General features: G+C 68.9%; 17 protein-coding genes. 12 read left to right on the top strand and 5 right to left on the bottom strand.

Going from position 1 to position 16,611, the window contains the following annotated elements; all coding sequences use genetic code 11:
• The first annotated feature begins 73 nt into the window (after positions 1–73).
• From glnE to FHT26_RS19215, 3 genes are read left to right on the top strand one after another with little or no spacing between them, the layout of a single operon-like run.
• Complete coding sequence (glnE, locus tag FHT26_RS19225) at positions 74–2,872, top strand: bifunctional [glutamate--ammonia ligase]-adenylyl-L-tyrosine phosphorylase/[glutamate--ammonia-ligase] adenylyltransferase (RefSeq protein WP_168561705.1); 2,799 nt, start codon at positions 74–76, stop codon at positions 2,870–2,872.
• Positions 2,869–3,483, top strand: a complete 615-nt coding sequence (rrtA, locus tag FHT26_RS19220; RefSeq protein WP_168561704.1) for a rhombosortase — start codon at positions 2,869–2,871, stop codon at positions 3,481–3,483. The genes glnE and rrtA overlap by 4 nt, the downstream gene beginning before the upstream one ends.
• On the top strand, positions 3,476–4,375 hold the full coding sequence (locus tag FHT26_RS19215; protein ID WP_168561703.1) for a DMT family transporter: 900 nt from the start codon (positions 3,476–3,478) through the stop codon (positions 4,373–4,375). The genes rrtA and FHT26_RS19215 overlap by 8 nt, the downstream gene beginning before the upstream one ends.
• Before the next feature lie 7 nt (positions 4,376–4,382).
• Here FHT26_RS19215 and FHT26_RS19210 read toward each other — a convergent pair whose 3' ends face one another.
• The 3 genes from FHT26_RS19210 to FHT26_RS19200 form a co-directional block, all read right to left on the bottom strand.
• Positions 4,383–4,853, bottom strand: coding sequence for an adenylyltransferase/cytidyltransferase family protein (locus tag FHT26_RS19210; RefSeq protein ID WP_168561702.1), 471 nt, complete (start codon positions 4,851–4,853; stop codon positions 4,383–4,385).
• Positions 4,853–5,722: a ferritin family protein gene (locus FHT26_RS19205; protein WP_168561701.1), complete on the bottom strand. Its 870-nt coding sequence runs from the start codon at positions 5,720–5,722 to the stop codon at positions 4,853–4,855. The genes FHT26_RS19210 and FHT26_RS19205 overlap by 1 nt, the downstream gene beginning before the upstream one ends.
• A gap of 103 nt (positions 5,723–5,825) precedes the next feature.
• Positions 5,826–6,752, bottom strand: coding sequence for a MerR family transcriptional regulator (locus tag FHT26_RS19200; RefSeq protein WP_168561700.1), 927 nt, complete (start codon positions 6,750–6,752; stop codon positions 5,826–5,828).
• A gap of 128 nt (positions 6,753–6,880) precedes the next feature.
• On the opposite strand from FHT26_RS19200, the gene FHT26_RS19195 reads away from it, so the two are divergent.
• The 4 genes from FHT26_RS19195 (at position 6,881) to FHT26_RS19180 (ending at position 11,131) form a co-directional block, all read left to right on the top strand.
• Positions 6,881–7,462, top strand: a complete 582-nt coding sequence (locus FHT26_RS19195) for a glutathione peroxidase (RefSeq protein ID WP_168561699.1) — start codon at positions 6,881–6,883, stop codon at positions 7,460–7,462.
• A gap of 323 nt (positions 7,463–7,785) precedes the next feature.
• Positions 7,786–9,087 (top strand): NAD(P)/FAD-dependent oxidoreductase, encoded by a 1,302-nt coding sequence (locus FHT26_RS19190; RefSeq protein WP_168561698.1) that lies wholly within the window; start codon positions 7,786–7,788, stop codon positions 9,085–9,087.
• Positions 9,084–9,884, top strand: coding sequence for a DUF1365 family protein (locus tag FHT26_RS19185; protein WP_168561697.1), 801 nt, complete (start codon positions 9,084–9,086; stop codon positions 9,882–9,884). Before FHT26_RS19190 ends, FHT26_RS19185 begins: the two co-directional genes overlap by 4 nt.
• A gap of 23 nt (positions 9,885–9,907) precedes the next feature.
• Entirely contained in the window at positions 9,908–11,131 is a 1,224-nt protein-coding gene (locus FHT26_RS19180) for an SAM-dependent methyltransferase (RefSeq protein WP_168561696.1), read from the top strand.
• Positions 11,132–11,229: 98 nt separating this feature from the next.
• Here FHT26_RS19180 and corA read toward each other — a convergent pair whose 3' ends face one another.
• The gene (gene corA / locus FHT26_RS19175; RefSeq protein ID WP_168561695.1) at positions 11,230–12,189 is read right to left on the bottom strand and encodes a magnesium/cobalt transporter CorA; all 960 of its coding nucleotides are present in this window, start codon (positions 12,187–12,189) and stop codon (positions 11,230–11,232) included.
• Between the two features lie 261 nt (positions 12,190–12,450).
• On the opposite strand from corA, the gene hpf reads away from it, so the two are divergent.
• The 3 genes from hpf to hprK all read left to right on the top strand — a co-directional run bounded on the left by hpf (position 12,451) and on the right by hprK (position 14,550).
• Positions 12,451–12,789 (top strand): ribosome hibernation-promoting factor, HPF/YfiA family, encoded by a 339-nt coding sequence (gene hpf, locus FHT26_RS19170; RefSeq protein ID WP_047501829.1) that lies wholly within the window; start codon positions 12,451–12,453, stop codon positions 12,787–12,789.
• Between the two features lie 302 nt (positions 12,790–13,091).
• Entirely contained in the window at positions 13,092–13,562 is a 471-nt protein-coding gene (locus tag FHT26_RS19165) for a PTS sugar transporter subunit IIA (protein ID WP_168561694.1), read from the top strand.
• 31 nt (positions 13,563–13,593) lie between these two features.
• The gene (gene hprK, locus FHT26_RS19160) at positions 13,594–14,550 is read left to right on the top strand and encodes an HPr(Ser) kinase/phosphatase (RefSeq protein WP_168561693.1); all 957 of its coding nucleotides are present in this window, start codon (positions 13,594–13,596) and stop codon (positions 14,548–14,550) included.
• A 184-nt stretch (positions 14,551–14,734) separates the two neighbouring features.
• Here hprK and fur read toward each other — a convergent pair whose 3' ends face one another.
• Positions 14,735–15,160 carry a ferric iron uptake transcriptional regulator gene (fur, locus tag FHT26_RS19155; RefSeq protein WP_168561692.1) on the bottom strand — a complete coding sequence of 142 codons (426 nt, stop codon included), beginning with the start codon at positions 15,158–15,160 and terminating at the stop codon, positions 14,735–14,737.
• A 119-nt stretch (positions 15,161–15,279) separates the two neighbouring features.
• On the opposite strand from fur, the gene FHT26_RS19150 reads away from it, so the two are divergent.
• Both FHT26_RS19150 and dapB read left to right on the top strand, forming a co-directional pair.
• Positions 15,280–15,801: an outer membrane protein assembly factor BamE gene (locus FHT26_RS19150; RefSeq protein ID WP_168561691.1), complete on the top strand. Its 522-nt coding sequence runs from the start codon at positions 15,280–15,282 to the stop codon at positions 15,799–15,801.
• Positions 15,798–16,610: a 4-hydroxy-tetrahydrodipicolinate reductase gene (gene dapB / locus FHT26_RS19145; RefSeq protein WP_168561690.1), complete on the top strand. Its 813-nt coding sequence runs from the start codon at positions 15,798–15,800 to the stop codon at positions 16,608–16,610. The genes FHT26_RS19150 and dapB overlap by 4 nt, the downstream gene beginning before the upstream one ends.
• The last annotated feature ends 1 nt before the right edge of the window (position 16,611 follow it).

Genomic DNA, 16,611 nt, shown 5'->3' with positions numbered 1-16,611 from the left:
GCCTTCGCCCGTCACAGGAATTGCGCCTGGGGCAGAATCCGACCGCCTTCCTTGACACGGGCATCAACGTCTCATGGATCTCGAGTCCTCCACCCTCGGCGAGCCCGCCGCCACGGCCGCGCCGCCGACGCCCGGCCCGGCACTCGCCGAGCACAGCCGCTTCGTGCAGCGGATTCGCCGCCGCTTTGGCGCCGAGCTGTCGCTGCTGGCGCCAGGGTTGCCGACTCGCGAACCGATCGAGGCGCTGATCGACGCGCTGCTGGCCACCGAGCGCACGCTGCCGAGCGCGTTGCGCGTGGCCCGCCACCTGGTGCTCGAACGCCTGGCAGTGCTCGACATCGAGCAGGCCGCGCCGATGGAGGACATCACCCGCTCGATGACCGAGCTCGCCGAGACCACGCTCGACCGCGCGATCGCGCAGGCGCAGCGCGAGCAGGACCTGCGCTTCGGCGCACCACTGAACGCCGACGGCCGGCGCATCGACTTCTGGGTCGTCGGCATGGGCAAGCTCGGCGCGCGCGAGCTGAACGTCTCGTCCGACATCGACCTGGTCTACGTCTACGAAGAAGACGGCGAGACGACCGGGCCGCAGCAGGTCACCGCGCACGAATACTTCTCGCAGCTCGCGCGCAGCCTGTACGCGCTGATCGGCGACACCACCGACGACGGCTTCGTGTTCCGCGTCGACCTCGCGCTGCGGCCGAACGGCAACTCGGGGCCGCCGGTCGTCAGCCTCGCGATGCTGGAGGAGTACTTCCTGGTGCAGGGCCGCGAGTGGGAGCGCTTCGCGTGGCTGAAGAGCCGCGTCGTCGCGCCGCGCGAGAGCGTGCGCAACGGCCGCGCGCTGGCGCTGCGCTCCACCGTGACCAGCTTCGTCTACCGCAAGTACCTCGACTACGGCGTGTTCGAAGGCCTGCGCCAGCTGCACCGCAAGGTGCGCGACGAGGCCCAGCGCCGTGCCGCCGGCCGCCCGGAACGCGCGAACGACGTCAAGCTGTCGCGCGGCGGCATCCGCGAGATCGAGTTCATCGTGCAGCTGCTGCTGGTGGTGCGCGGCGGGCAGTTCCCCGAGATCCGCACCCGCTCGACGCTGAAGGCCCTCGCCAAGCTGACCGCCGGCGGGCTGATGAAGCCGGCCAGCGCCGAGCGGCTGGCCGAGGCCTACACCTTCCTGCGCCGCATCGAGCACCGCATCCAGTTCCTCGACGACCAGCAGACCCACCTGCTGCCGACCGCCGACGAGGACCTGAACTGGATCGCGCGCAGCATGGGCCTGCACTGCGGCAAGGTCTCGTGCGAACTGCTCGAGCTGCTGGGCGCGGCGCGCGAGATGGTCGCGCTCGAATTCGACGCGCTGCTGCACGACGGCCAGGCGCCCGCCGCCTGCCCGCCCGGCAAGAAGGCCGGCAGTTGCAAGACCTGCGGGCCGCCGCCGCAGCCGGTCGACAGCGACGAGTTCATCGAGAAGCTGCCGCCCGAGATTGCATCGCGCGTGCGCAGCTGGTGCGGCCAGCCGAAGATCCGTGCGCTGCGCGACGACAGCAAGGTGCGGCTGGCGCGGCTGATCACGCGCACCGTCGAGGCGGTCGGCGACCGGCGCTGCACGCTCGACGCCGCGGCGCGCTTCGTCGACTGGGTCGAGCCGCTGCTGCGCCGCGAGAGCTACCTCGCGCTGCTGGTCGAGCGGCCCGAGGTGCACAACCGGCTGCTGCGCCTGCTGGGCCTCGCGCGCTGGCCGATGCGCTACCTGATGCAGCACCCGGGCGTGATCGACGAACTCGCCGACGAACGCCTGCTGCACAGCCGCTTCGACGCCGCCGAGTTCATCGCCGACCTGGAGGCGCGCCACGAAGCCTGGGAGCGCTCCGGCCAGGCCGACGAAGAATCGCTGCTCGACACGCTGCGCCGCGCCCACCATGCCGAGGTGTTCCGCACGCTGGTGCGCGACGTCGAGGGCCACATCACCGTCGAGCAGGTGGCCGACGACCTGTCGGCGCTGGCCGATGCGACGCTGCAGTGCGCGCTGAACTGGGCCTGGGGCCACCTGAAGCAGCGCCACCGGCCAACGCCGCGCTTCGCGGTGATCGCCTACGGCAAGCTCGGCGGCAAGGAACTCGGCTACGGCAGCGACCTCGACGTGGTGTTCCTCTACGACGACGGCAACGAGGCCGACACCGACCATGCAGCCGAGGTCTACGCCGCCTTCGTGCGCAAGCTGATCACCTGGCTCACGCTGCGCACTGCGGCCGGCGAGCTGTTCGACATCGACACCGCGCTGCGGCCGAACGGCAGCTCGGGCCTGCTCGTCACGTCGCTCGCGTCGTTCGAGAACTACCAGCGCGGCCGCGGCAGCAACACCGCCTGGACCTGGGAGCACCAGGCCGTGACGCGGGCGCGCTTCTGCGCCGGCGATGCCGAACTGGCGCCGCGCTTCGAGGCGGTGCGCCGCGCGGTGCTGTGCGCCGAACGCGATCCGGCGGCGCTGCGCACCGAGGTGCAGGCGATGCGCGAGAAGGTGCGCGGCGCCCATCCGGTGCGCGCCGGGCTGTTCGACGTGAAGCACAGCGCCGGCGGCATGATGGACGCCGAATTCGCGGTGCAGACGCTGGTGCTGGCCCACGGCGCTCAGCACCCCGAGCTGCTCGACAACGTCGGCAACATCGCGCTGCTGCAGCGCGCCGAGGTGTGCGGGCTGCTGCCGGCCGGTGTCGGCGCCGCCGCCGCCGATGCCTATCGCGAGCTGCGCCGCGCGCAGCACCGGGCGCGGCTCGACGAACAGCCGACCCAGTTCGAGCCGGCGCCGCTGGCCGCGCACCGCGATGCGGTGCTCGCGCTGTGGGCGGTGGTGTTCCCCGCGTCGGCCGGCGCTTGACCACCCAGCTTCGCCCTGCATTGCGTCAGCCCGGCCGGGCGTGGGGCCTGCTGTCCGCCTCGATCTTCCTCGCGACGCTCGCGGCGCAGGCGGTGCCGAAGGCCGTGCTCGACTGGCAGCCCGGCCTGGCGGCCGCCGAACCGTGGCGCTGGTGGACGGCGCTGTTCGTGCACTTCAGCCTGCTGCACCTGGGCGCCAACCTGCTGGGGCTGCTGCTGGTCGCGGCGTTCGGCGTGTCGGCACGCGTGCCGTGGCCGATGAGCGCGGCATGGTTCGCGGCATGGCCGCTGACGCACCTGGCCTTGCTGCTGCAGCCGGCATTGCGCCACTACGGCGGGTTGTCGGGCGTGCTGCATGCGGCGGTGGCCATCGTCGCGGTGCACCTGTTGACGCAACGCTCCGGGCGGCTGATCGGTGCCGCGGTCCTCGCGGGCCTCGGCATCAAGGTGTTCAGCGAATCGCCGTGGCTCGGGCCGGTACAGCACACGGCCGGCTGGGACATCGGCGTCGCACCGATCGCGCATGCCTGCGGGCTGGTCGTCGGCATCGGTTGCGCGCTGGTCGCGGTGGGCCTGCAACGTCTTCTCTCCCGAACCGAACTCGATGACTGAACGCAAGAGCGCGCTCGACTCCCTGGCCGTCACCTCGCTGATCGGCCTGTGCTTCCTGTGGGGGCTGAACCAGGTCGCCGCGAAGGCGGCGCTGCCCGAGGTGGCGCCGCTGCAGCAGGCGGCACTGCGCTCGCTGGGCGGTGCGTTGCTGGTGTTCGCATGGTCGCGCTGGCGCGGCATCCGGCTCTTCGAACGCGACGGCACGCTCCCCGGCGGACTGCTGGCCGGCACGCTGTTCGCGGCCGAGTTCGTCTGCATCTTCCTCGGGCTGCAGTTCACCAGCGCGTCGCGCATGGTGGTGTTCATCTACCTCTCGCCGTTCGTCGTCGCGCTCGGCATGCCATTCATCGCGAAGTCGGAGCGCCTGTCGGGGTCCCAGATCGGCGGGCTGGTGGCGGCGTTCGCCGGTGTCGCATGGGCCTTTGCCGAAGGCTTCTCGCAGCCGGCGGTCGGCGCGCACCAGTGGATCGGCGACGCGCTCGGCGTGACCGCCGGCGTGCTGTGGGGCGCGACCACGCTGGCGATCCGCGGCACGACGCTGTCGGGCGCGTCGGCCGAGAAGACGCTGCTGTACCAGCTCGGCGTGTCGGGCGTGCTGCTCGCACTGGCAGCGCTCGCCAGCGGCCAGCCGCTGCCGCGAGCGCTGTCGGTGATGGCCTGGAGCTCGCTGGCGTTCCAGGTGGTGGTCGTCACGTCGGCCAGCTACCTGATGTGGTTCTGGCTGGTCCGCCACTACCCGGCGACGCGGCTCGCGGCGTTCACGCTGCTGACGCCGGTGTTCGGGTTGCTGCTGGGCTTGCTGCTGCTCGGCGAGCCGATCACCGCGCGGTTGGTGGTGGCACTGGCCGGTGTCGCGATCGGCATTGCGTTGGTGAACCGCGCGGCGCGTTGATCCCGGATCAGCTGCGGATGCGTTTCACCAACGCCGTCGTCGAATAGCCGTCGACGAACGGGATCGCCAGCGCCTGGCCGCCCCAGCTGCGCACGAGCCGCGTCTCGTCCAGTGTCTCCATGTCGTAGTCGCCGCCCTTCACGTACAGGTCGGCATGCACCTCGCCGAGCAGCGCGACCGGCGTCTTCTCGTCGAACAGCGTCACCAGGCTGACGCTCTCCAGCGCGGCCAGCACGCAGGCGCGGTCGGTCTCGGCGTTCAGCGGCCGGTCGGGGCCCTTGCCGAGCAGGCGAGCGGACGCATCGCTGTTCAGCCCGATCACCAGGCTGCCGCCCAGCGCGCGCGCCTGCGCGAGGTAGCTGACGTGGCCGCGGTGCAGGATGTCGAACACGCCGTTGGTGAAGACCAGCGGACGCGGCAGCACGGCCAGCCGCGCGGCGAGCTGCTCGCGCGGGCAGAGCTTGTCGAGGAACGACATCAGGCCGGCTGCGCGCCGGAACTGCCCTTCGTGGCGGCGGCCAGCGCGGCCGTCATCTCCTTGCGGAAGCGGTTCAGCTCCTGCACGCTCGCAAAGCTGCGTTCCATCAGCAGGCTCATGTTGTGCAGGATGCGTTCGACGACCTTGTTCTCCCAGACCGCATCGAACTGGATCTGGCGGTCCAGCCACTGCTCCAGCCATTCGGGGTTCGGCAGGCGGCTCTGGATGGTGTCGCGCGGGAACAGCTTGACGTTCACATGCAGGTTGGTCGGGTGCAGCGCCTGCGCGGTGCGGCGGGCGCTCGCCATCAGCACGCCGACCTTCGCGAACGCGGCGCGCGCCTCGTCGCCGAATTTCTGCATCGCGCGCTTCATGTAGCGCAGGTAGGCGCCGCCGTGGCGGGCCTCGTCGCGCGCGAGCGTCTCGTAGATGGCCTTGATCACCGGCTCGCTGTGCCATTCGGCGGCACGGCGGTACCAGTGGTTCAGCCGGATCTCGCCGCAGAAGTGCAGCATCAGCGTCTCGAGTGCCGGCGCCGGGTCGAATTCGAAGCGCACCGCATGCAGTTCCTCTTCGCTCGGCACCAGGTCGGGCCGGAAGCGGCGCAGGTACTCCATCAGCACCAGCGAGTGCTTCTGCTCTTCGAAGAACCACACGCTCATGAATGCCGAGAAATCGCTGTCATCGCGGTTGTCTCGCAGGAACATCTCGGTGGCCGGCAGCGCCGCCCACTCGGTGATCGCATTCATCTTGATGGTCTGGGCCTGCTCTTCGGTGAGCCTGCTGCCATCGAACTCATCCCAGGGGATGTCGGTGTCCATGTTCCATCGGACAGCCTCGAGTTGCTTGAACAGTTCGGGGTAAAGCATGGATAGGGCCTGTGGAAGTCCGGCGGCATTTTAGACGCGCCATCGTGACACTCCCGTCACACAGGAGTGGCCGGGAAGGGTTATCGGCGCTGTCGCACCGCCGTCAACGGCCCCGCCAGCGCTGCAACGCCCCCTGCAGATCGCCCAGCGTGGCCAGCGCGGTGATGCCGGCCGGCGTGCGCCGGTGCAGCACCGGTGCCGCGCCGCCCACCCACACCTCGACCGCTGCCGGCAGCTTCGCGCGCAACTCGACCAGGCTGTCGGTGACCTGCTGCGGGTTGGTGGCGCCGCTGAAGGCGAGCACGACGACGTCGGCCTCGAAGGCCTGCGCCGCCAGCACCGTGTCCCACAGCGGCGTCTGCAGGCCGAGCGAGGTGCAATGCGCACCGTCCAGTGCGAGCAGCACCTCGGCCAGCAGCAGGCCGAGCCCGTGCGGCTCGCCGGGAAAGGTGGTCAGCAACACGTTCGGTCGCGCGTCGGCCGGCGGCTGCGGCAGCAGGTACAGCGCCTGGCGCATCACGCCGTGCAGCACCTCGGAGCAGGCGTGCTCCTCGAAGATTTCCAGCTGGCCACGCATCCAGGCGTCGCCGACCAGCGTATTGAGGGGAACCACCACTTCAACGACGAAGCGGCTCAGGCCCAGGCTCAGCTGGGCCTGCGTCAGCAGGCGTCGCAGCGCCACCAGGTCATGAGCACGAACGAGTTCGAGGTACTGGATCAACGCAGGCGCCACCGCCCCGGCGGGCGGCTCCGCACCGCCACCGGTGCGCACCGGTTCAGGGCTGCTCTCGCTGAGCCGGCGCAACTCGTCGATCGGCATGCCGACGACGCGGCCGGGCCGGTGCCCGCCATCCATCAACCGGCGCACGATGCGCAGCTTCTCGACCTGGTCGAGCGGGTACGAGCGCTCGCCCTGGGCATCGCGCTGTGGCAGCGGAAAGCCGTAGCGGCGCTCCCAGACGCGCAAGGTGTCCTTGCTGAGCCCGGTGTCGCGCTCGACGGCAGCAATCGACAAGGTGGGGGGTTTCATCGCGTCGTGATCGGGTTGACAAGCCTGCCGAGCGGATTCACATTGTCCAGGACAAACATGGACAATATCGACAACATTGAGCGATTCGTGAGCATCGACACCCATCCTGACCTGGACAAACTGACTGCATGACACACTTCCGACCCCTCCTCGCGCTGGCGTGGGCCCTGCTGGCGGGCGCCGTGCTGGTCCCCACCGCGGCTTCGGCCGCCCCGGCCTGCCCGGCCCTGCTGGACCGACAAGCGCTGCGACTGCAAGACGAAAAGCCGCAGAACCTGTGCCAGTACGCCGGCCAGGTCGTCGTGATCGTCAACACCGCGAGTTTCTGCGGCTTCACGCCCCAATACAAAGGCCTGGAAGCGCTGTACCAGCGCTACCGCGACCGCGGCCTGGTCGTGCTCGGCTTTCCATCCAATGATTTCGGCGCGCAGGAGCCGGGCTCAAGCAAGGACATTGCCGACTTCTGCGAAAACACCTTCGGCGTGAAATTTCCGATGTTCACGAAGACCCGCGTGGCCGAGTCTGCGGGCGCCCTGGTCGATCCGCTGTACGTGGAACTGCGCAGGCGCACCGGCGCCGCGCCGAAGTGGAACTTCCACAAGTACGTGGTCTCGCGCGACGGCAGCGCGGTGCAGAGCTTCGCCAGCACCATCGAGCCGGACGACCCGGCCTTCGTGCGCGAGATCGAACGCCAGCTGGGCGCGCGGTGATGCGGCCGACCCTGCGCGTCGATGTCGCCGGTCGCGCCCACGCCCGGCGGCGGGTCACATCGGGACATGTTTTTTTTCAGAAGACAACGGAACTCGAATGGACACTGGGCGTCTCACCCCACCTGAGACGTGCCGGGGCCTCGGCCAGCGGCACGTGTTTGGATCCTGTTCTTGCGTTGCACAGCCGGCCTGCCCAGCAGGCTGAAATCCCGGGGCGGTTCTCCTCCTCCCTCCTCCCTCCCTCCTTCGCCGCGGGGCGCTGTGCAGCGGTTTTTATTCCCGGCCCGGGCCTGTGCGCCCCGGCCGACCGGGCCTGAGCCGCCATGCGACGCATCGCCGTCGTCGGCTCGGGCATCGCGGGCCTCTCGGTGGCTTGGCGGCTGGCCGATGAAGCCCGGGTCACGCTGTTCGAAGCCGGCCCGTATTTCGGCGGGCACACGCACACCGTCGATCTGACACTCAACGGCGTCACGCACGGCGTCGACACCGGTTTCCTCGTCTTCAACGAACGCACCTACCCGCGGCTGATCGCACTGTTCGCCGAACTCGGCGTCGCGACCACTGCGACCGAGATGTCGTTCTCGGTGCAGGCGCCGTCGACCGGCCTCGAATGGAGCGGCAGCGACCTGAACAGCGTGTTCGCGCAGCGCCGCAACCTGCTGCGCCCGCGCTTCCTCGGCATGCTGGCCGAGGTGCTGCGTTTCAACCGCGTGGCCACCCGCATCGCCGAACGGGGCGATGACGGGCAGATGCAGCAGTCGATCGGCGACTTCCTCGACGCGCAGCGCTTCTCGGCGATGTTCCGCGACGGCTACTTCCTGCCGATGATCGGCAGCATCTGGTCGTGCCCGACCGAGCAGATGCTGCGCTTTCCGATGGCGACGATGATCCGCTTCTGCCACAACCACGGGCTGCTGCAGGTGGCGGATCGGCCGTGCTGGTTCACCGTGGTCGGCGGGGCGCGCCGCTATGTCGAGAAGATGCTGCCGCGCCTCGCCGACGCGCGGCTCAATGCGCCGGTGCGCGGCGTGCGGCGCCTGCCGCCGGGGCATGGCAGCGCCGGCGTGATGGTGCGCACCGATGCCGGCAGCGAGCGCTTCGACGAGCTGGTGCTGGCCTGCCACAGCGACCAGTCGCTCGCGCTGCTCGACGACGCGACGCCGGCCGAACGCGCGCTGCTCGGCGCGATCCGCTACCAGCGCAACCGCGCAGTGCTGCACACCGACACGCGGCAACTGCCGCAGCTGCACCGCGCGTGGGCGGCCTGGAACTACGAGCGCGCGGCCGAGCTGCCGCGCGAGCAGGCGACGGTCTGCCTGCACTACCTGATCAACCGCCTGCAGCCGCTGCCGTTTCGCGAGCCGGTGATCGTCTCACTGAACCCGGTGCGCGAGCCGGCGGCCGACCGGGTGCATGGCGAATTCGACTACGCCCATCCGGTGTTCGACCTGGCCGCGATCGACGCGCAGCGGCGCCTGCCGACGCTGCAGGGCCAGGCCCACACCTGGTTCTGCGGCGCGTGGACGCGCTACGGCTTCCATGAAGACGGGTTGATGTCGGGCCTCGCGGTCGTCGACGGCCTGCGCCAACGGTGGGCCGCCGCGGAGCAGGGTGTCGCCGCGTGACGGCACCCGCGCAGCCGCTGATCGGCACCGGCCAAGTCCGGCATGCGCGCCTGCGGCCGGTGGTCAACCGCTTCGCCTACCGCAGCTGGTTCCTGATGCTGCCGCTGCGCAGCCTGCGCGCGCAGCCGTCGCCGGCATTGCACCGCAACCGCTTCGGGCTTGTCAGCTTCAGCGACCGCGACCATGGCGACGGCCGCGACGACTGCCTGGCCTGGCTCGACGAATTGCTGGCCGCCGAGGGCCTGCACGACGAAACCCGCGGCGAGGTCTGGCTGCACTGCCTGCCGCGGGTGCTCGGCCACACTTTCAAGCCGGTCAGCTTCTGGTACTGCCACCGCGCCGATGGGGCGCTCGGCGCGATCGTCGTCGAGGTCAACAACACCTTCGACGAGCGGCACTGCTACCTGCTGCAGGGACCGACGCTCGCGTGGGGCCGCGAGCTGACGGCCGACAAGGTGTTCCACGTCTCGCCGTTCTGCGAGCCACGCGGGCGCTACCGCTTTCGCTTCATGCTGAGCGGCGTGCATCCGCCGGCCGCCGATTCGCGTATGAACTCTCCGATGAGAACCATCGCCCGCATCGACCATGACGACAACGACGGCCCGCTGATCCGCACCAGCGTCTCGGGCACGCTCGCCCCGCTGACGGCCTGCAGCGCGCGCGCCGCCTTCTTCGGCATGCCGCTGATGACGCTGGCCGTCGTCGCGCGCATCCACTGGCAGGCGCTGAAGCTGCTCTGCAAGCGCGTGCCCTTCGTGCGCAAGCCGGCGCCGCCGGCGCGGTTCATCACCCGCTGACCCCCTGTTGTCCAAGCCCCCCCATGCCGTTTCGATCCTCCACCAGCTTCGCACTCCGGACCCTGCCCGACACCGTGCCGATGGCCGCTCGCCCGGTGCTGCACCTGCTCGAACGCCTGCGTCACGGCACGCTCGACATCCAGCTGCCCAGCGGCCAACAACTGCATGTCGGCCACGACGGTGAATGGCGCGCGGCGCTGCGGCTGCGCAACTGGAATGCCGCGACGGCGGCGCTCAGATCCGGCGACATCGGCTTTGCCGAAAGCTTCATCGCCGGCGACTGGAGCACGCCGGACCTCGCGACGCTGCTGAAGCTGTTCATCGCGAACCGCGACGAGATGGAGGCGGTGGTCTACGGCCGCTGGTGGGGCGCGCTGCTGTACCGGGCGCGCCACCTGTTCAACCGCAACTCGCGACGCGGCAGCAAGAAGAACATCCATGCGCACTACGACCTCGGCAACGCGTTCTACCGGCTGTGGCTCGACCCGACGATGAACTACTCCGCCGCCTGGTTCGACGGCAACCGCACGCAGGACCTGCCCGCGGCGCAGGCGGCCAAGATGCGGCGCACGCTCGTCGAATGCGGTGTGCGGCCCGGCGACCGGGTGCTGGAGGTCGGCTGCGGCTGGGGCGCGCTCGCCGAATGCGCGGCGCGCGAGTTCAGCGCGCAGGTCACCGGCGTGACGCTGTCGGCCGAGCAGCTCGCCTGGGCGCAGCGCCGGCTGAAGGATGCCGGCCTGCCGGGCGAGCTGCGCTACCAGGATTACCGCGACATCGACGATGGCCCGTTCGACGCCGTCGTGTCGATCGAGATGTTCGAGGCGGTCGGCCGCGACTACTGGCCGGGCTTCTTCGAGATGCTGCGCCGCCAGCTGAAACCGGGCGGCCGGGCCTGCATCCAGAGCATCACGATCCGCGACGACCTGTTCGATCGCTATGTGCGCTCGACCGATTTCATCCAGCAGTACATCTTCCCCGGCGGCCTGCTGCCGAGCCCGCAGGCCTTCCGCGCTGCGGCCGCGCGCGCCGGGCTGAAGGTGGTCAACGAGCTGTCGTTCGGCGAGGACTATGCCGAGACGCTGCGCCGCTGGCGCGAGCGCTTCGCGGCCGAGGACGCGCGCGTGCGCCGCCTCGGCTTCGACACCCGCTTCATGCGCACCTGGGAGTTCTACCTCGCGTACTGCGAGGCGGCCTTCGAGACCGGCAACACCGGCGTCATGCAATTCACGCTGAAGCGGGAAGCCTGATCGGCATGATCAAGCGGCGCCCGTGGAGCCGGCTCCGCCGGTCCACCGGGCGCGCCCCCTTGAGGGGGAGACGCGCAGCGTCTCGGGGGTGGGCGTCATCAGAGCCAGCCCTTGCGGCGGAAGTACCAGAACGGCGCGACCACGCTGAGCAGCATCAGCACCAGCGCATACGGGTAGCCGAGCGACCAGTCCAGCTCCGGCATCATCTTGAAGTTCATGCCGTAGATGCTGGCGATCAGCGTCGGCGGCAGCAGCGCGACGCTGGCGACCGAGAACAGCTTGATGATCTTGTTCTGGTTGATGTTGATGAAGCCGACCGTCGCGTCCATCAGGAAGTTGATCTTGTCGAACAGGAACGCGGTGTGGCTGTCCAGCGAGTCGATGTCGCGCAGGATCTGGCGCGACTCCTCGAACTGCTCGGCGTTCAGCATGCGGCTGCGCATCATGAAGCTGACCGCGCGGCGAGTGTCCATCACGTTGCGGCGGATGCGGCCGTTCAGGTCCTCCTCGCGCGCGATCGCGGCCAGCACCAGCGCGGCGTCGCTGTCGGTGATCTCCTTCTTCAGCACGCGCGCGCCGACCGCCTCCAGGCTGTCGTAGATGCCCTCGAGCGCATCGGCGCTGTACTCGGCATCGGCGTCGTAGAGCTTCAGCAGCACGTCCTTCGCGTCCTCGATCAGCGCCGGGATGCGGCGCGCCCGCAGGCGCAGCAACCGGAACACCGGCAGGTCTTCGCCGTGGATCGAGAACAGCACCTTGTTGTGCAGGATGAAGGCGACCCGCACGTTGCGCGGGGTTTCGTCGTCATCGATCAGGAAGTCGGAGCGGATGTGCAGCTCGCCGTTGTCTTCTTCGTAGAAGCGGGCCGATTCTTCCAGGTCGTCGTCGACCACGTCCTCGGGGATGGTCACGCCGAAATGCTCGGCGATCCAGCTCTTTTCCTCGGGGGTCGGCGCTTCGAGGTCGACCCACACCGGCGTCACGTGGGCCAGCGTGTCGGCGCTCGCGATTTCTTCCTGAAACAGCCGGCCGTTGACCAGCGTGAACACATTCAGCATGCAAGGGCTCCGGCAGACGTTCAGGTCAACGCGGGATTATCACATCGCTGAAAACGTGGACCTTCTCACGCCTTCGCCGTGCCGTCCAGTGCGAGGGCCCGATACCGCAGTCATGCGGGTGTCTTTTGCTTGTCACACCCTACGTCCGGGTGCACACTGGTTTCAACGACCTCCCGGTCCACCACCTCCTCACGCATCGCCCCGGCCGTTCACGGCGACCCCCTCCCCCAGCTTCCCCCCACCCCTGCGAAAGGAGATCTCATGAACTTGACGATCAGCGGACATCACCTTGAGGTGACACCGGCCCTGAGAGAGTACGTGCTTACCAAGCTGGACCGGATCACGCGCCATTTTGACCAGGTGGTGGACATCAACGTGCTGCTATCCGTCGAGAAGCTGAAGGAGAAGGAACGCAGGCAAAAGGCTGAAGTCACGCTGCATGTGAAGGGCAAGGACATCTTCGTCGAGAACTGCCACGAAGACCTCTACGCGGCCATCGACCAGCTGATGGACAAGCTGGACCGGCAGGTTTGCCGCCACAAGGACAAGCTGCAGGACCACCACCATGTGGCTGCCAAGCGGATCGATGCGACCTTGTGAATCCGCCACCCGCGGAAACGACCGTCGAGCGGCCTGCGGGCCGCTTTTTCGTTCAGGCGCCGCCTGGTTTTCCGGTAGGGAATCTGCAAGGTTTGGCCCGCGCCTGGTGCAACATCCGGCGCAAACGGCGCCGGCGCGTTGCTGCAATGCAGCGCCGCGTGCAGAATTTGGCTCCTGGCGACGCAGTCCGGCCCCGTGCTGTCAACCCGGTTTCTATAATTTCCCGTTAAGACTGTCGCGGCATACCGCCGCGGCACATCGCCGAATGAATGCCTCCATCCGAGGCCAGAAGTGACCCGCCGATGAACCGACTCGCCGCCATTCTCCCCGTGACCAACGTCCTGATCGACGTGGAGGCCACCAGCAAGAAGCGTGCGTTCGAGCATGCGGGCCTGTTGTTCGAGAACCAGCACGCCATCGCGCGCGCCACCGTCACCGACAACCTCTTTGCCCGCGAACGCCTTGGTTCCACCGGCCTGGGCCATGGCGTCGCGATCCCGCACGGCCGCATCAAGGGGCTGAAGAATCCACTGGCCGCCGTCGTGCGCGTGCAGCAGCCGATTCCGTTCGACGCCCCCGATGACGAGCCGGTCAGCCTGCTGGTCTTCCTGCTGGTGCCCGAAGCCGCCACGCAACGCCACCTCGAGATCCTGTCCGAGATCGCCGAGATGCTCAGCGAGCGCGAGCTGCGCGAGCGCCTGAAGAGCGAGGCCCCGGCGGCGCGCGTCCACGAGTTGATCTCCAATTGGGAACCGCTGAAGTCGGTCGCATGACCTCGCACAGCCGGCTCGCCGGGGCCTTCGCGTGAAACCGTCGGTCATCAGCGCGGAAGCGCTGTTCGAGGAACACCGCCCGGCGCTGCGCTGGGAATGGATCGCCGGACACGCCCACCCGGAACGCCGTTTCGACGAGGCCGCGGTGCGCAACGCGCAATCGGCCGCCGACCTGGTCGGCTACCTGAACTACATCCACCCATACCGCGTGCAGATCGTCGGCCGCCGGGAGGTCGCGTACCTGCAGGACGCGTCGCCGGAAGACCAGGAGCGCCGCATCCAGCGCATCGTGACGCTGGAGCCGCCGGTGGTGATCGTCGCCGACAAGCAGATCCCGCCGAACCGGCTGGTCGCGCTGTGCGACCGCGCCGACATCCCGCTGTTCGTCACCGACGAATCGGCCGGCCACGTGATCGACGTGGTGCGCGGCTACCTGAGCCAGCTGTTTGCCGAACGCACGACGCGCCACGGCGTGTTCATGGACATCCTCGGCGTCGGCGTGCTGCTCACCGGCGAATCGGGCCTCGGCAAGAGCGAGCTGGGGCTGGAGCTGATCTCGCGCGGCCACGGGCTGGTGGCCGACGATGCGGTCGACCTGTTCCGCATCTCGCAGACAGCGCTCGAAGGCCGCTGCCCGGAACTGCTGCTGAACCTGCTGGAGGTGCGCGGCATCGGCCTGCTCGACATCAAGGCGATCTTCGGCGAGACCGCAGTGCGCCGGAAGATGCGGCTGAAGCTGATCGTGCACCTGGTGCGCAAGGAGACACTGGACCGCGACTTCGAGCGCCTGCCCTACGAGCCGCTGAACGAGGACATCCTCAACGTGCCGGTGCGCAAGGTGGTGATCGCGGTCGACGCCGGGCGCAACCTGGCGGTGCTGGTCGAAGCCGCGGTGCGCAACACCATCCTTCAGCTGCGCGGCATCGACACCTACCGAGAGTTCATCGAGCGCCACCAGCGCGCGATGCAGAACCCGGACTTCAATTAGCCCCCCCAGTCGCTGCGCTCCTGCCTTGCAGGCCGCGCTGGGCCAGAGGCCCAGCCCCTCGCCAGGCGCGAACAGTCCTCAGGACTGTTCATGTCCGGGCTCGGCCCCCGTCGGGCGCCACCCCTCGGCCCGGCGGAGCCGGATCCTGGGGCGTTGCTTGACCGAGCGCCGGGTTCGCGGCGCGTTACTTCTTGTTCTCGCAGTTTTTCTTGGTGCACACCGCGTACAGCGCCAGCGCATGGTCCTGCAGCTCGAAGCCGCGCGAGTGCGCGACGTTCTTCTGCCGCTTCTCGATCTCGGCGTCGTAGAACTCCTCGACCTTGCCGCAGTCGAGGCAGACCAGGTGGTCGTGGTGCTTGCCCTCGTTCAGCTCGAACACCGCCTTGCCCGACTCGAAGTGGTTGCGCGACAGGATGCCGGCCTGCTCGAACTGCATCAGCACGCGGTACACGGTGGCCAGTCCGATGTCGGCCCCTTCGACCAGCAAGGCCTTGTAGACGTCCTCGGCGGTCATGTGCCGCTGCGAGGTGTTCTGGAACACGTCCAGGATCTTGATGCGGGGCAGCGTGGCCTTCAGGCCGCTGCTCTTGAGTTCATCGGCGTTGGACATGGCAAATCTCGGTGACGCTTCTCGGTGGCACGGCAGGGCGGGGCAGCCGGGGCCACCCGCTAGAATCGTCGGATCATATCGAGGTTGATGCCCGCCTCCCGGCGCGCACGCACATCACCATGCGTTCTTTCCCGTTCCTGGCGCTGGCAGCCGCGGCGTCCGTCGCCGGCTGCAGTTCGCTGCAATCCTCGGACAACTTCCTGGGCGTGATCACGCCCTACCGCGTCGAGGTCGTGCAGGGCAACGTGCTGACCAAGGAGCAGGTGGCCCTGGTGAAGCCGGGCCAGACCCGCGCCCAGGTGCGCGACGTGCTCGGCTCGCCGCTGCTGACCGACACCTTCCATGCGAACCGCTGGGACTACGTCTTCACGATCAAGCGCCAGGGCGCCGAGCCGCAGCAGCGCAGCGTCGTCGTGCTGTTCGACGGCGACAAGATGGTCAGCATCAACGCCCCCGAGCTGCCCGGCGAACGCGAATTCGTCGAATCGATCGACACCTTCAAGACCTCGCGCAATGCGCCGCCACTCGCGCTGACCGACGAGCAGCTGAAGGCGCTGCCGGTGCCGCCGAAGCCGCCCGAGCCTGCCGCGTCGGCCCCCGAAGGCCCGGTCCGCGCCTATCCGCCGCTCGAGCGTTCATGAGCAGCGCGGCTCCATTGCGCATCGCGATCGCGGGCGCCAGCGGCCGGATGGGCCGCATGCTGATCGAAGCGGTCGCCGCGGCCGACGACTGCGTTCTCGCCGGCGCGCTCGACCGCCCCGGCACCCCCGCGCTGGGCCACGACGCCACCGCGTGGCTCGGCCGCAGCAGCGGCGTCGCCATCACCGACGACCTGCGCGCCGGCCTCGCCAACGCGCAGGTGCTGATCGACTTCACCCGCCCCGACGGCACGCTCGCGCACCTGGCGGCGTGCCGCGAACTCGGTGTCAAGGCGGTGATCGGCACCACCGGCTTCAGCGACGGCCAGAAGGCCGCGATTGCCGAACATGCCCGGCACGTCGCGATCATGATGTCGCCGAACATGAGCGTCGGCGTCAACGTCGCGTTCAAGCTGCTCGACCTGGCCGCACGCGCGCTGAACGAAGGCTACGACATCGAGATCCTCGAAGCCCACCACCGCCACAAGGTCGATGCGCCGAGCGGCACCGCGCTGGCAATGGGCGAGGTGGTCGCGAAGGCGCTGGGCCGCAACCTGAAGGATTGCGCGGTCTACGGCCGCGAAGGCGTCACCGGCGAACGCGACCCGTCGACGATCGGTTTCGCGACGATGCGCGGCGGCGACATCGTCGGCGACCACACGGTGCTGTTCGCCGGCACCGGCGAGCGCATCGAGATCACCCACAAGAGCTCGAGCCGCGTCACCTACGCGCAGGGCAGCCTGCGGGCGGCCCGGTTCCTCGCGTCGCGATCGAGCGGGCTGTTCTCGATGAACGACGTGCTGGGCCTGTGAG

The organism is Rhizobacter sp. SG703, from assembly GCF_012275445.1.
Lineage (GTDB): Bacteria > Pseudomonadota > Gammaproteobacteria > Burkholderiales > Burkholderiaceae_C > Rhizobacter.
The sequence above is the reverse complement of the archived record's forward strand: the minus strand, read 5'-3'. Positions and strand labels throughout refer to the sequence as shown.